Annotated in this window: 15 protein-coding genes; 7 read left to right on the top strand and 8 right to left on the bottom strand. The window is 68.8% G+C overall.

Annotation, left to right across the window (positions count from 1 at the left end; genetic code table 11):
• Nucleotides 1-65: 65 nt before the first annotated feature.
• From AB0F43_RS07180 to AB0F43_RS07170, 3 genes are all read left to right on the top strand, one after another.
• Entirely contained in the window at nt 66-938 is an 873-nt protein-coding gene (locus AB0F43_RS07180) for an ABC transporter ATP-binding protein (RefSeq protein ID WP_360471823.1), read from the top strand.
• Nucleotides 935-1777: an ABC transporter permease gene (locus AB0F43_RS07175; RefSeq protein WP_360471820.1), complete on the top strand. Its 843-nt coding sequence runs from the start codon at nt 935-937 to the stop codon at nt 1775-1777. Before AB0F43_RS07180 ends, AB0F43_RS07175 begins: the two co-directional genes overlap by 4 nt.
• 107 nt (nt 1778-1884) lie before the next feature.
• A complete protein-coding gene (locus AB0F43_RS07170) occupies nt 1885-2379 on the top strand; it encodes a DUF2231 domain-containing protein (protein ID WP_360471817.1) in 495 nt (164 codons plus the stop codon).
• A gap of 2 nt (nt 2380-2381) precedes the next feature.
• On the opposite strand, the gene AB0F43_RS07165 is transcribed toward AB0F43_RS07170, so the two are convergent.
• Complete coding sequence (locus AB0F43_RS07165) at nt 2382-2735, bottom strand: VOC family protein (RefSeq protein ID WP_360471815.1); 354 nt, start codon at nt 2733-2735, stop codon at nt 2382-2384.
• A 64-nt stretch (nt 2736-2799) separates the two neighbouring features.
• Here AB0F43_RS07165 and AB0F43_RS07160 point away from each other — a divergent pair, with 64 nt between their 5' ends.
• The 3 genes from AB0F43_RS07160 to AB0F43_RS07150 all read left to right on the top strand — a co-directional run bounded on the left by AB0F43_RS07160 (nt 2800) and on the right by AB0F43_RS07150 (nt 4753).
• Nucleotides 2800-3816, top strand: a complete 1017-nt coding sequence (locus AB0F43_RS07160; RefSeq protein WP_360471812.1) for a zinc-dependent alcohol dehydrogenase family protein — start codon at nt 2800-2802, stop codon at nt 3814-3816.
• A 215-nt stretch (nt 3817-4031) separates the two neighbouring features.
• Nucleotides 4032-4295: a hypothetical protein gene (locus AB0F43_RS07155; RefSeq protein WP_360471809.1), complete on the top strand. Its 264-nt coding sequence runs from the start codon at nt 4032-4034 to the stop codon at nt 4293-4295.
• A gap of 56 nt (nt 4296-4351) precedes the next feature.
• Nucleotides 4352-4753 (top strand): ChaB family protein, encoded by a 402-nt coding sequence (locus tag AB0F43_RS07150; protein ID WP_360471806.1) that lies wholly within the window; start codon nt 4352-4354, stop codon nt 4751-4753.
• Nucleotides 4754-4960: 207 nt separating this feature from the next.
• Here AB0F43_RS07150 and AB0F43_RS07145 read toward each other — a convergent pair whose 3' ends face one another.
• Both AB0F43_RS07145 and AB0F43_RS07140 read right to left on the bottom strand, forming a co-directional pair.
• Complete coding sequence (locus AB0F43_RS07145; protein ID WP_360471804.1) at nt 4961-6487, bottom strand: alpha-L-arabinofuranosidase C-terminal domain-containing protein; 1527 nt, start codon at nt 6485-6487, stop codon at nt 4961-4963.
• Nucleotides 6488-6513: 26 nt separating this feature from the next.
• On the bottom strand, nt 6514-7470 hold the full coding sequence (locus AB0F43_RS07140) for a hypothetical protein (protein ID WP_360471802.1): 957 nt from the start codon (nt 7468-7470) through the stop codon (nt 6514-6516).
• Nucleotides 7471-7558: 88 nt separating this feature from the next.
• Here AB0F43_RS07140 and AB0F43_RS07135 point away from each other — a divergent pair, with 88 nt between their 5' ends.
• The gene (locus AB0F43_RS07135) at nt 7559-8584 is read left to right on the top strand and encodes a LacI family DNA-binding transcriptional regulator (protein ID WP_360471799.1); all 1026 of its coding nucleotides are present in this window, start codon (nt 7559-7561) and stop codon (nt 8582-8584) included.
• Between the two features lie 206 nt (nt 8585-8790).
• Here the strand turns inward: AB0F43_RS07135 and AB0F43_RS07130 are convergent, their stop codons facing one another.
• The 5 genes from AB0F43_RS07130 to AB0F43_RS07110 all read right to left on the bottom strand — a co-directional run bounded on the left by AB0F43_RS07130 (nt 8791) and on the right by AB0F43_RS07110 (nt 11932).
• Complete coding sequence (locus AB0F43_RS07130) at nt 8791-9351, bottom strand: BON domain-containing protein (protein WP_360471796.1); 561 nt, start codon at nt 9349-9351, stop codon at nt 8791-8793.
• 62 nt (nt 9352-9413) lie between these two features.
• Nucleotides 9414-10394: an aldo/keto reductase gene (locus tag AB0F43_RS07125; RefSeq protein ID WP_360471794.1), complete on the bottom strand. Its 981-nt coding sequence runs from the start codon at nt 10392-10394 to the stop codon at nt 9414-9416.
• A gap of 76 nt (nt 10395-10470) precedes the next feature.
• A complete protein-coding gene (locus AB0F43_RS07120; RefSeq protein ID WP_360471792.1) occupies nt 10471-10863 on the bottom strand; it encodes a VOC family protein in 393 nt (130 codons plus the stop codon).
• Nucleotides 10860-11366, bottom strand: coding sequence for an SRPBCC family protein (locus AB0F43_RS07115; protein WP_360471789.1), 507 nt, complete (start codon nt 11364-11366; stop codon nt 10860-10862). The genes AB0F43_RS07120 and AB0F43_RS07115 overlap by 4 nt, the downstream gene beginning before the upstream one ends.
• Nucleotides 11363-11932, bottom strand: a complete 570-nt coding sequence (locus tag AB0F43_RS07110; protein WP_360471787.1) for a TetR/AcrR family transcriptional regulator — start codon at nt 11930-11932, stop codon at nt 11363-11365. Before AB0F43_RS07110 ends, AB0F43_RS07115 begins: the two co-directional genes overlap by 4 nt.
• Nucleotides 11933-11939 lie beyond the last annotated feature (7 nt).

Below are 11939 nucleotides of genomic sequence, written 5' to 3'. Positions count from 1 at the left end.
GATTGCTGGGCAGGTGAACGCAACGTAGCTTTCAGGCACTCGTGAACAACAGAAGGGAGCTGCCCATGGTGCTGGCGGTGGACGGCCTGCGGATGTGCTACGGCAGTACGGAGGTGCTGCACGACGTCTCGTTCCAAGCCCGGCACGGCGAAGTCCTCGCCCTGCTCGGCCCGAACGGCGCGGGCAAGAGCACGACGATCGAGATCCTCGAGGGCTTCCGGCTACGGTCGGCCGGGACGGTCGAGGTGCTCGGCGTCGATCCGGCCGACGGCGACGAGCGCTGGCGATCGCGGCTCGGCATCGTGCTGCAGTCCTGGCGCGACCACGGCAACTGGCGAGTCCGTGAGCTCTTGCACCACCTCGGCACGTACTACGCGCCGTACTCGACGAACAGCATCGACCGGCCGTGGGACACCGGTGAGCTGCTGGCCGCGGCCGGCCTCACCGAGCACGCGGACAAGAAGGTCAAGACACTGTCCGGCGGTCAACGCCGCCGCCTCGACGTCGCGATCGGGCTCGTCGGCCGGCCCGAGTTGCTGTTCCTGGACGAGCCGACCACCGGCTTCGACCCGCAGGCGCGGCACGAGTTCCACGAGCTGGTACGACTCTTGGCCGCCGAGTACGAGACCACGATCCTGCTCACCACCCACGACCTGGACGAGGCCAGCAAGCTGGCGCATCGCATCCTGATCCTCAGCGCGGGCCGGATCGTCGCGGCCGGCACAGCCGCCGAGCTCACCACGCTGATCGCCGGTGTGGACGAGGTTCGCTGGAGCATCGACGGTCAGCACTTCCGCAAGTCCACCGCCGATTCGACCGACTTCGTTCGCGGTCTCTTCACGCAGTACGGCGCCGCCGTCCGCGAGCTCGAAGTACGCCGAGCGTCGCTCGAAGACACGTATCTCGCGCTGGTGCGCGGAGAGGAGTCAGTGGCATGAGAGCCGTTGCCATCCGGGCCGGCTGGACCCGCGGCCTGATCGAGTTGCGGCAGTCCTTCACCAACGGGCCGGAGCTGTTCAGCCACTTCCTCTGGCCGGTGCTGATGCTGGTCGCGCTGTTCTTCCTGCGGGACCGGGACTTCGGCTCCACCGGATTCCTGCTCGGCGCGCTCGCGTTGCCGAGCATCCTCGGGATGAACGCGGCGATGGGCATGGTCAGCATGAGCCAGCAGCTCACCGCGGACCGCGAGGACGGCACGCTGCTGCGGGCCAAGGCGACCCCGAACGGGATGCTCGGCTATCTCGTCGGCAAGGTCGTCTCGGTGGCCGGCGGACTGCTCGCCGACCTGGCCATCCTGCTGATTCCGGGACTGCTCATCGTGGACGGGCTCGCCCTCGGATCGGCCGACGGCTGGCTCACGCTGAGCTGGGTGCTCCTGCTCGGGATGGTCGCGACGCTGCCGATCGGAGCGATCCTGGGCTCGGTCTTCACCACCGCCCGGGCGCAGGGACTCATCCAGTTGCCGGTGCTCGGCCTGATCGCGATCTCCGGCATCTTCTACCCGATCACCGCGCTGCCGGACTGGCTGGAGTGGATCGGCCAGCTCAGCCCGATCTACTGGATGGGACTGGGCATGCGGTCGGCGCTGCTCCCCGACAGCGCGGTCGTGGTCGAGATCGGCGGCTCCTGGCGGCAACTGGAGACAGCCGCCGTGCTGGGGGTCTGGGCCGTGATCGGGCTGGCGGCGGCACCCGTCGTACTCCGCCGGATGGCCCGGCGGGAGTCCGGCTCCAAGGTCGCCGAGCGGCGGGAGCGGGCGCTGCAGCGGGTCGCCTGAACCACTCAAAGGCTCCCTGACCATGAAAGGCCCGCCACCGACCGGCCGACTGAACCGGAATGCGAACGCCTCGCCCTGGGTACCCGGGAGTCAGGGAGGTGCGAGTCATGCAGAGTCGTGCGCGCATGATGGGTCACGCGATTCACCCGGTCCTGATCGTGTTCCCGCTGGGGTTGCTCAGTACGGCGGTCATCTTCGACATCCTGTATCTGATCACGGACCGTGACGGGTTCCCCGTCGCGGCGGCGTACAGCATCGCGGCCGGTGTGATCGGCGGACTGGTGGCGGCGGTGTTCGGTCTGGTCGACTGGCTGGCGATCCCGGGCGGGACCCGGGCCCGGCGGATCGGCGCACTGCACGGGGTCGGCAACGTCGTCGTCGTGGTCCTGTTCGCGCTGAGCTGGGTGTTTCGGTCCGGCGCCGACGCCTGGGAGCCGGGTGTCGGCGCGCTGATTCTCGGCTTCGCCGGTTTCGCCCTGGCCGGGGTTACCGGCTGGCTCGGCGGCGAGCTCGTCGAACGCCTCGGCATCGGCGTCGACGAAGGCGCGAACCCGAACTCCCCGAGCTCTCTGACCCAGCACCCCAGGCACAAGCCGGCCTGAGGTCAGTTCCAGATCAGGCAGAACTCGTTGCCGGCCGGGTCGCGCAGGACTTGGAACTCGTCGCCGGGGTAGACGTCGTCGGCTCGGGTGGCGCCGAGGGAGAGGGCCCGTTCGACCGCTTCACGCCGTACGTCGGGTGGGACGCGGAGGTCGAGGTGGAGGCGGTTCTTGCCGCGCTTGACGTCGTCCTTCACGTGCTGGAAGTAGAGGCGGACCGGGCCGTCCTGCAGGTCGATGTCGCCGTTGGAGGTACGGACGAGTTCGCCGCCCAGCAGGCGTTGCCAGAAGCTTGCGACCGCCTCCGGGTCCGTCGCGTCGATCACCACGGCGTCGACGACGGGCACGAGAGAGTACATGACACACCGCCTTTCCGCTTGCTCCTCCGGTGCCCGCGGGCATGCGACCTGAGATGGTCGGGGCATGGGTGACGAGATGGATGTCTGGGCAGTCGACCGGCCCGCGCCGATCGATGACGGGCCCTTGCGGCGAGTACGTCGTACTGTGCCGGAACCGGGGCCGGGAGAAGTGCTGGTCAAGGTGGAGGCCTGTGGGATCTGCCGGACCGACCTGCATCTGTGCGAGGGGGATCTGCGGCCGCGAAGGCCCGGCGTCGTGCCCGGGCACCAGGTCGTGGGATCCGTGGTTGGGCGTGGTACCAGGGCCGAGCGATTCGCGCCCGGGGATCGGGTCGGGATCGCCTGGCTGCGCGGCACCTGCGGGTCGTGCGAGTTCTGCCGCGCCGGCTCGGAGAACCTCTGCCCGCGGTCGTCGTACACGGGCTGGGACGCGGACGGCGGTTTCGCCGAGTACGCCGTCGTGCCGCAGGACTACGCGTACGCGCTGTCGATCGATCGCCCGGCCGAGCAGCTGGCGCCGTTCCTCTGTGCGGGGATCATCGGCTACCGATCGCTGCTGCGGGCGAACCTGCCACCGGGCGGACGGCTCGGCATCTACGGCTTCGGCTCCAGTGCGCACCTCACGGCCCAGCTCGCCGCCGCGCAAGGCGCCGAATTGTTCGTGATGACCCGCGGCGAGCGGAACCGGGAGCTGGCCCGCGCGCTGGGGGCCGCGTACGTCGGTGAGACGGCGGACCGACCGCCCGTCCCGCTGGACTCGGCCATCGTGTTCGCGCCGGCCGGTGACGTGGTGCCGTCTGCCCTGGAGGCGCTCAAACCCGGCGGCACGGTGTCGGTGGCGGGGATCCACCTGACCGACGTACCGGTCCTCAACTACGAGCGCCACCTCTTCCGCGAGCGCGATCTGCGCAGCGTCACGTCCAACACCCGACGTGACGGTGAGGAGCTCTTCCGGCTGGTCGCCCGGTTGCCCGTAACCGCGCACACCACCGCGGTCCCGTTCGCCGAGGTCGACCGCGCCCTCGCCGATGTCGCGCACGGACGTGCCGCAGGCTCGCTGGTCGCAGTCCTTGACGCTTGAACATTCCCGGTGGTGGATCGTTAGAACTGGGTGAAGATTCGAACCGGGCCCGGATCCAGGCTTCAGCGCTGAGGACTAGCTGCGTTAGATTTGATCAAATCCTACCGGGCTACCAGGGAGTGTGAGCGCCAGATGCGAGGTCTGACCAGGCAGGTGTGGTCGGTCCTGGTGGCTGCCGTCGCGCAGGTCCCGCGGTCGGCGCTGCGAGACGGGCAGTGCTGAGCAAGGTTCTCGGCGCGGTGGGAGTGGTCCTGCTGATCGCCGGGGTGGTGTTCGCCGTCCGCCCGGTCACGGTCGACGGTCGCGACTGCGGGTCGGTGTTCCAGCCGGACAAGGGCATCACGCCGATGCAGTGCGACCCACGCCTGGACAACCGCGGCAACGTGGTCGTCGGCCTCGGCACCGGCGGGATCGCCCTGATGCTCACCGGTTTCGCGGTCGCCGCCGTCCGCGACCGCCGTACTCAGGTCCCCTCCTGAGCAGCGTCTCCAGGGTGTGATTCGGGTACCGGACCTCCGGAGGAGAGGAGGCCCGAATGCCTGGCAGACAGGAACTGCCGTCCACACTGCGTCGCTCACCCGAGCACGCTCAGGAGATCTGGGTCGCGGCCCACGACGCGGCAGTCGAGACGTACGGCGAGGGCGAACGGGCCCACCGGACCGCGTTCGCCGCCCTGAAGCACCAGTACGAGAAGATCGGCGACCACTGGGAACCGAAGCAGGAGAGCGGCCCCTCGGACCAGCAGGCCGAGAGGACCGCCGCGTCGTCCGCGGACTCCGCCGAGACCGCCGGGGGAGTGGACGCGAACGCGAGCAAGCAGCACCTGTACGACGTCGCCCGCCGACTGGGCATCCCCGGCCGCTCGACCATGACGAAGCCCGCACTGGTCGACGCCATCCAGCGCGAGAACGACCGGAGGACCCGCCGCGCCCGCTGACCCGTTGACCTTGACACCGTGTCAACGAGGAAGGTGCTCGCAGGTTCACCATCGCGGACTTCGCGCGGAACCGCGCGGCATGCTGCGGCTGCGGCAGGCGCAGCTCGAGGACGACCAGATCGTCGTCCATGCCGCCGTACCCGTCGACGCCGACCAGGTTGCCGACGTCGACGGGCACGAACTGGGTGCGCGAGTTTCAGATCCTGGTCACACGTCCAGGCTGATCGTGGCGAAGGAGTGCGGTGGAAGCGTGACCCGCAGGCCGCGCGGGTCCGCCTCCAGCCCGGTCAGCGGCACCGGAGCGACCGCGGACGGGTCCGTCGTCGTGTTGTAGGACTGCGGTTTCGATGCCGTCAGCAACCGGCCGGACGGGTTGCGGACGTCCGCACCCCGCAGATCCAGCACGACGTCGGCCGGCGAGCTCGGGTCCAGGTTGCTGACCGAGATCAGCGCCTTGCCGTCCTTCACACTGGCCGAGGCGGACAGCAGCTCCATCGTCTTGCCGTCCAGCTCGTACGGCGCCGGCTGCTCGACCAGGTGCGTCGGGACCGACGTCGCGTCGTGGTGGCCCTTGTTCATCTCGAACACGTGGTACGTCGGGGTCAGCACCAGGCCGCCGTCGTCGTCGGTGAGCACCATCGCCTGCAGCACGTTGACCGTCTGCGCGATGTTCGCCATCACCAGCCGGTCGGCGTGCCGGTGGAACACGTCGAAGTGCACGCTCGCCACCAGCGCGTCCCGCATCGCGTTCTGCTGGAACAGGAACCCGGGGTTCGTGCCCGGCTCGACGTCCCACCAGGTGCCCCACTCGTCCAGCACCAGGCCGACCGTCTTGTCCGGGTCGTACGCGTCCATCACCGCGGAGTGGCCGCGGATGATCCGGTCGATGTCCTGCGCCTTGATCAGCGTCCGGTAGTAGTCGTCCAGGGAGAAGTCGGTGGCACTGCCCTTGTTCCCCCACGAACCGACGATCGTGTAGTAGTGGAACGAGATCGCCTGGAAGATGTTCTTCGGCTCCCGCCCGCAGCCCAGGCAGCTGATCGCCTTCATCAGCGCCTCGGTCCAGGCCAGGTCGTAGTCGGACGCGCCGGCGGCGATCCGGTAGAGCTTGTTGTCCCCGTGGTTGCGGCAGAAGGTGGCGTAGCGCCGGGCCATGTCGGCGTACGCCTCGGCCCGCATGTTGCCGCCGCAGCCCCAGGTCTCGTTGCCGACACCCCAGAACGGCACCTTCCACGGCTCGTCCCGCCCGTTCGCCTTGCGCAGCCGGACCATCGGGCTGTCACCGTCGCGGGTCAGGTACTCGACCCACTCGCTCATCTCCTGGACGGTCCCGCTGCCGACGTTGCCGTTCACGTACGGGTCGGCGCCGAGCAGCTCGCACAGTGCCATGAACTCGTGGGTGCCGAAGTGGTTGTTCTCCTCGACGTTGCCCCAGTGGGTGTTGATCATCGACGGCCGGCTGTCCTTCGGGCCGATCCCGTCCTTCCAGTGGTACTCGTCCGCGAAGCAGCCCCCCGGCCAGCGCAGGTTAGGGATGTTCAGCGCCTTGAGCGCCTCGACCACGTCGAGCCGGATCCCGCCCTCGTTCGGCAGGTCTGAGTCCTCACCGACGTAGAACCCGCCGTAGATGCACCGCCCCAGGTGCTCGGCGAAGTGCCCGTACAGGTGCCGGCTGATGGCCGGACCGGAGACGTCCAGGTCGATCACGACCCGCGACGACGATACCTTGGACAACGAAGTCTCCTTGTTTTCTTGGTGTTTCAGACAGTACGACGCAGGTCAAGGGCGACCGGTGCGTCGCGGTCGCAGCTGAGCCGGTCGCCGTCGGCGCGCAGCACCGCGACGTGGATGTCGGTCAGCCGCTGCGGATCGACCTCGTTGTCGACCAAGTGTTCCCCATCAGTGGCAACAGTGCGATGGGTGAAGTAGAAGATCCAGCCCACCTCGAGCCCGTTCTCGTCCCGGCCCACCACGACGTCCGCGTGGTGGCCGACACCCCGGTCGAGTGACCGCGTTCCCGGCTCGGCGAGGATCTGCCCGGCACGTTCCCAGCTGGTCAGATCGCTGGACCGGTAGACCGCCTGCCCGCGCCACTCGTCGGTGATCATCCAGTAGTGCTCGCCCAGCTGGAACACGTTCGGCCCTTCGTGCGGAGCACCACCGATCACCTGGACCGGTGCCGACCACTCGGCGAGGTCGGGCGAGTCCACTGACCAGGTGGTCGACCCGTGCGCCTCGTCCTTGTACCAGAGCCGCCACCCACCACTGGGCAACTCATGCGCGCACGCGTCGATCACCCGATCCGACGACAGCGGCAGCACTCCGTCGTACCGCCAATCGAGCAGGTCGGTCGAGGTGTGATGCAGGATCGACCGTGGATGCCCTTCCCAGCGGTCCGGTACGCCGGGGATGTAGCTGGTGAACATGTGATAGCGATCGCCGGCCAGGATCACCTCGGGAGCCCACAGCGTGTTGCGGCCCGGATGGGGATCGAGACCGGCCGCGACACCGTCGTACGTCCAGGTCAGGCCGCCGTCGACGGATCGGGCCACGCCGATGTCGGTGCCGTGAACCCAGCGGGTGCCGCCGTCGGGCTCACGCGCGCGGCGCTGCGTGTAGAACATCCACCACGCGCCGTCCGGCCCGGCGATCAGCGTCGGATCGGTCGGCGCGAGATGCACCGGATCGGTGTAGAGCGGCGAGGGTGCGCGCATCATGACTTCACTGTTCCTGCCGGCAGGCCGTCGACGATGCGGCGGGGTGAGGATCTCATCGCAACTCCAGATGATGTCTAAGGTATGGACCATGAAGAAGCCGGGCACCGTGGTGACGATGGCCGATGTGGCGCGGTCCGCGGGGGTGTCCACGATGACCGTGTCGAACGTGATCAACGGCCGGCCGCGCGTGGGCGAGGCGACCCGGGAACGGGTGCTGGCGGCGATCAGCGAGCTCGGGTACCAGGTCAACCTGGCCGCCCGGCATCTGCGCGCGGGCCGCACCGGGGTGGTCGGGCTCGCGGTTCCGGAACTGGAGCGCCCGTACTTCGCCCAGCTGGCCGGCCGGCTCGCCGACCGGTTCGAGGCACACGGACTGCGGATCGTGATGGAGCGCACCGGCGCCAGCCGCGAGGGCGAGCTGGACGCGGTCGCCTTCTCCCGGCTGCGGATGTACGACGGCCTGATCCTCAGTGTGGTCGACATCGACCCGGCCGAGCTGACCCAGATCCGCACCGACGCACCGGTGGTGCTGATCGGCGAGCGGGCGCTGCCGTCGCGGTTCGACCACGTGATGATGGACAACGTCGACGGCGCCCGGCAGGCGACCGCGCACCTGCTCGCCACCGGCGCCCGGCGCGTCGCCCTGCTCGGCGGCAACCTGGACACCACCGCGAACATGCCGGCGCTGCGGTCCGAGGGCTACGCCATCGCGTACGCCGAGGCCGGCGTACCGGTGGATCCCGAGCTGATCGTCCGGTGCAGTTTCCGGCTGCAGGACGGGTACGACGGGATCCGGTCGCTGCTCGACCGCGGGATCGCCTTCGACGCCGTGTTCGCGCTGACCGATGTGGCGGCCATCGGCGCCCTGCGCGCCCTGGCCGATGCCGGCCTGCGAGTGCCCGATGACGTCCAGGTGGTCGGCTTCGACGACATCGACGAGGCGCCGTACCTGGTTCCCGCGCTTTCCACGGTGAACCCCGGCCACGAGGAGATGGCCGACGCGATCACGTCGCTGCTGGTCGCCCAGATCGCCGGCGGGCCCACCGGCGACCCGCAGGAACTGGTCGTGCCTGCCGCACTGATCGAGCGCGGCACGACCAAACCGGCCGGCTGACCGCACTACAGACCTCATCACGGCTCCCAGGGTGGGGTGTCGATCAGAGGTATATCGATAAACCTCATGGTCGGCAAGAGGTTGGCCGTGGAGATTTCATCGGCGCGCCCGCCCTGGCCTGCGAAGGCTCGAGGCCGCCGCGGACGTGGATCAGCCCGGCGCCGCCGCCTGAAGGGCGAGAGCGCCGGGCTGGATCGGGGGGTGTGTCAGCTGTTCGCGGGGGAGTGCTTGCTGCGCCCCTTACCCTGCAGGGTCGGTACGTCGCCCGGCTCCTCGTGGACCGTCCACTGGGCGTCCACCTTCTTCACGCCGGGGATCCGCTTGACCGCGTGCCGGGCCGCCTTCTCCTCGTCGGCCAGCATGTCGCCGACCAGCGTCACGGTCCCGCCGTCCACCCGCACCTGCACGGCGTGCGGATGGCTGACGTGCCGCCCGAGTTCGGATCGGACCCGGTCGTGCAGGACAGAGTCGTCGGCGGACCGTCCCATCAGCCGGTAGCGGGCGGCCATCGCCATCCCGCGGCCGCGATTCGTCATGTCGCGGGACATGCCGCTCAAGCCGCCGTTCATTTCGTGTGCGGCATGTGCCGTCTTGTCTTTCATCCGGGCTCGTCGCGCCTTGCCGCGCTCGGGATCCAGCAGATACTCGGTCACCATCCCGGCGCACATCCCGGCCACGGCGAGCCCGGCGGACTTGAGGAACGGATGCCCGTGATCCTTCACCGCGATACCGCGGTGCCTGGTACTGCGGTCGACGATCAGACGCATCGTCTCTCTCCTTCTCGATGGTTGCTTACCGACCGTGTACCCAATCGCGCGAACGGGATTCATCACCGCCCGAGCAGCGTGGCGATCTCGGCCAGCTGGTCGTCCCGCAACGGCCCGAACTCCATCGCCCGGGCGTTCTCCTCGGCCTGCGCGACCGTGCGGAAGCCCGGAATCGGAACCGTCCGCGGACTCCGCGCCCACAACCACGCGAGCGCACCCTGCGCAAGCGTCCGGCCGTCGCTCTCCAGGACGTCGCGGATCGCCGACACCTTGTCCGCCCACTCAGGCGCGGGTACGCCGCCCTTGTCGAAGTACTGCAGCCAGGACGGCGGCAGCGTCCGGATGTCCGCACCGGTGGCCGGCCGGTTCGCGTCGCGACGGCCGAGAAGGCCCATACCCAAAGGTGTCCTGTTGATGCTGGCCAGGTCGACGCGCTCGCAGAGTGCGAAGAACTCCGGTGCGTCGTGCAGGACGCTGGCCTCGTGCTGTACCGCGGAGCAGTGCTCGCCTTCGGCGAAGAACTCCGCGCTGCTCAGCGTGTCCGTGCTCCAGGCGTAGCTGCGGATCAGCCCTTCCCGGACGAGATCCTCGCAGGCCTCCCGCAACGGCAGCGCGACGTCGTTGGTCGCGTCGCAGTGCAACTGGTAGAGGTCGATGTAGTCGGTCCCGAGCCGCTCGAGCGACGCCCGGACCGCCTTGTGCACATACTCGGCCGACGTGTCCTGGTGATGCATGACCTTGGTCGCCTCGTCGAACGTGTTGCCCCACTTGGTGGCAATGACCACCTGGTCCCGCATCCCCGCGAGTGCCTTGCCCAACACCCTTTCGCTGTGCCCGGCGCCGTACACGTCGGCGGTGTCGAAGAACGTCACGCCCAGCTCGACGGCTCGCCGGATCGCCCGCACCGACTCGTCGTCGTCCACCTCACCCCACCCCAACGGCTCGTCGTTGCCCGCGCGAGTGAACGGCCCACCAATGGCCCAGCACCCGAAACCGACCGGGCTGACCTCGATTCCAACTCGTCCCAAAGCACGTTTCTCCATGCTTCGAGCCAACCAGTGCGGAGCTCATCCGTCCAATGCATCTTTTGCGCAGAGTTGATGCACATAGGACATGAGGTCACTCGATGCCGGTGACCGAGCCCCGCTCGTCGGTGACGTAGAGACCCTTCGACAGATCGAGCACCACCAGCGCGTTGCCGAACGGATCCTCGACCACCGCGCACCGCCCGACCGGGAGGTCGAACGGCGCCCTGACCAGCCGGCCACCTTGCCGCACGATCTGTACGGCGGCCTCGTCCGCTGAGGTCACCAGCCAGCTCGGCGCATACTCCAGCCCGGTCGCCAGCACGATCTCCGTGTCACTGTCCGGCAGCCGCAAACCCGCCTGGCCGATCTCGTCGTTCCGCCACACCAGCTCATGCCCGAGCCGATCCCGGTAGAACTCCAGCCCCGCATCCAGCTCCGGCACCCGCACGGTCACCGCATCCACCTTGCGCAGCAGTCCACTCATACAGCGGCTCGCGCGGCGAGGGCGTGGTTCATCGCGACGAACTGGGGCTGGATGGTCTTGGTCAGCAGGGACTTGGTGAAGGGGACGGCGACGCCGCGGAAGGTTTCTTCGTGGATCAGGCGGGTGCGGCCGTTCGGGAGCTCCTCGAGGCGGAACGCGTGTTCGCCGTCGAAGATGCCGCCGAACGCGATCTTGCCGACCCAGCGCAGTTCCTTGTTCGGCTCGACAACCAGCAATTCGGGCGTGAACGTGGTCTCCTTGCCCTCGGTGTCGCGCAGCACGTTGGTGATCGTGCCACCGGCCGTCAGCTCACCGGTCGAGGAGATGATGAACGGATTCCACTCTGCGTACGCCTGCCGGTCGGCAAGCACCTTCCAGACCTGCTCCGGGGTCGCGTCCACCTCGATCTCGGTGTGCACGACGAACGGCCGGACGATTGTGTAGACGGTGTAGCCGGCGACCAGGACGACGATGACGCCGAGGGCAACCAAAAGCTTCTTCATGACTTCTCCTGAACAGGTCCGAGGGTGCTGTGCACCAGCTCCCTCACGTAGGCGGACGTGATCGGCTCCCCGGTGATGAGAAGCCGGTAGTACAGCGGCCCGACGAGCTGGTCGACCAGTACGGCGGGGGAGGCGTGTCCGGGGACGACGCCATCCCGTTGGGCCTGCGCGAGGACCGCGGTGACGGTCGTGTGCCGCTCACCCCACAGCGCACGGACGCTCTCCCCGACCCGCGGCTCGCGAGCAGCGGCCGCTGCCAGGTCCGCGATCAATGTCGTCGGTAGGGCGGTCAGCGCCGAGGAGATCGCGGTGACGAGGTCGGTGAGATCACGGCGTGGATCCCCGCTCGGCTCGAACGGTACGGCGGCGCGCAGGCTGGCGATCATCGCGATCACCAGCTCGGCCTTGCTCGGCCAGCGCCGGTAGATCGTCGTCTTCGCCACCCCGGCCCGGTCCGCGACCCGGTCGACCGACAGGCCGTCGTACCCCCGCAACCGCATCTCGGCCATGGCGGCCTCCAGCACCCGTCCCTCCACCCCAGCATCCCGCGGCCGCCCTCGCACCATCACCATC

Source organism: Kribbella sp. NPDC023972 (genome assembly GCF_040639075.1).
In the GTDB taxonomy this organism is placed as follows: Bacteria; Actinomycetota; Actinomycetes; order Propionibacteriales; family Kribbellaceae; genus Kribbella.
Note: the sequence above shows the minus strand (reverse complement) of the source record. Positions and strands in the feature narration are given on the sequence as shown.

What these genes read in the sequence shown, in the direction of transcription:
- AB0F43_RS07130 (WP_360471796.1), bottom strand. Translation starts at nt 9,351, where the DNA reads ATGCGTCTGATCGTCGACCGCAGTACCAGGCACCGCGGTATCGCGGTG.
- AB0F43_RS07140 (WP_360471802.1), bottom strand. Translation starts at nt 7,470, where the DNA reads ATGATGCGCGCACCCTCGCCGCTCTACACCGATCCGGTGCATCTCGCG.
- AB0F43_RS07160 (WP_360471812.1), top strand. Translation starts at nt 2,800, where the DNA reads ATGGGTGACGAGATGGATGTCTGGGCAGTCGACCGGCCCGCGCCGATC.
- AB0F43_RS07175 (WP_360471820.1), top strand. Translation starts at nt 935, where the DNA reads ATGAGAGCCGTTGCCATCCGGGCCGGCTGGACCCGCGGCCTGATCGAG.
- AB0F43_RS07120 (WP_360471792.1), bottom strand. Translation starts at nt 10,863, where the DNA reads ATGAGTGGACTGCTGCGCAAGGTGGATGCGGTGACCGTGCGGGTGCCG.
- AB0F43_RS07135 (WP_360471799.1), top strand. Translation starts at nt 7,559, where the DNA reads ATGAAGAAGCCGGGCACCGTGGTGACGATGGCCGATGTGGCGCGGTCC.
- AB0F43_RS07170 (WP_360471817.1), top strand. Translation starts at nt 1,885, where the DNA reads ATGCAGAGTCGTGCGCGCATGATGGGTCACGCGATTCACCCGGTCCTG.
- AB0F43_RS07180 (WP_360471823.1), top strand. Translation starts at nt 66, where the DNA reads ATGGTGCTGGCGGTGGACGGCCTGCGGATGTGCTACGGCAGTACGGAG.
- AB0F43_RS07165 (WP_360471815.1), bottom strand. Translation starts at nt 2,735, where the DNA reads ATGTACTCTCTCGTGCCCGTCGTCGACGCCGTGGTGATCGACGCGACG.
- AB0F43_RS07115 (WP_360471789.1), bottom strand. Translation starts at nt 11,366, where the DNA reads ATGAAGAAGCTTTTGGTTGCCCTCGGCGTCATCGTCGTCCTGGTCGCC.
- AB0F43_RS07125 (WP_360471794.1), bottom strand. Translation starts at nt 10,394, where the DNA reads ATGGAGAAACGTGCTTTGGGACGAGTTGGAATCGAGGTCAGCCCGGTC.
- AB0F43_RS07150 (WP_360471806.1), top strand. Translation starts at nt 4,352, where the DNA reads ATGCCTGGCAGACAGGAACTGCCGTCCACACTGCGTCGCTCACCCGAG.
- AB0F43_RS07110 (WP_360471787.1), bottom strand. Translation starts at nt 11,932, where the DNA reads ATGGTGCGAGGGCGGCCGCGGGATGCTGGGGTGGAGGGACGGGTGCTG.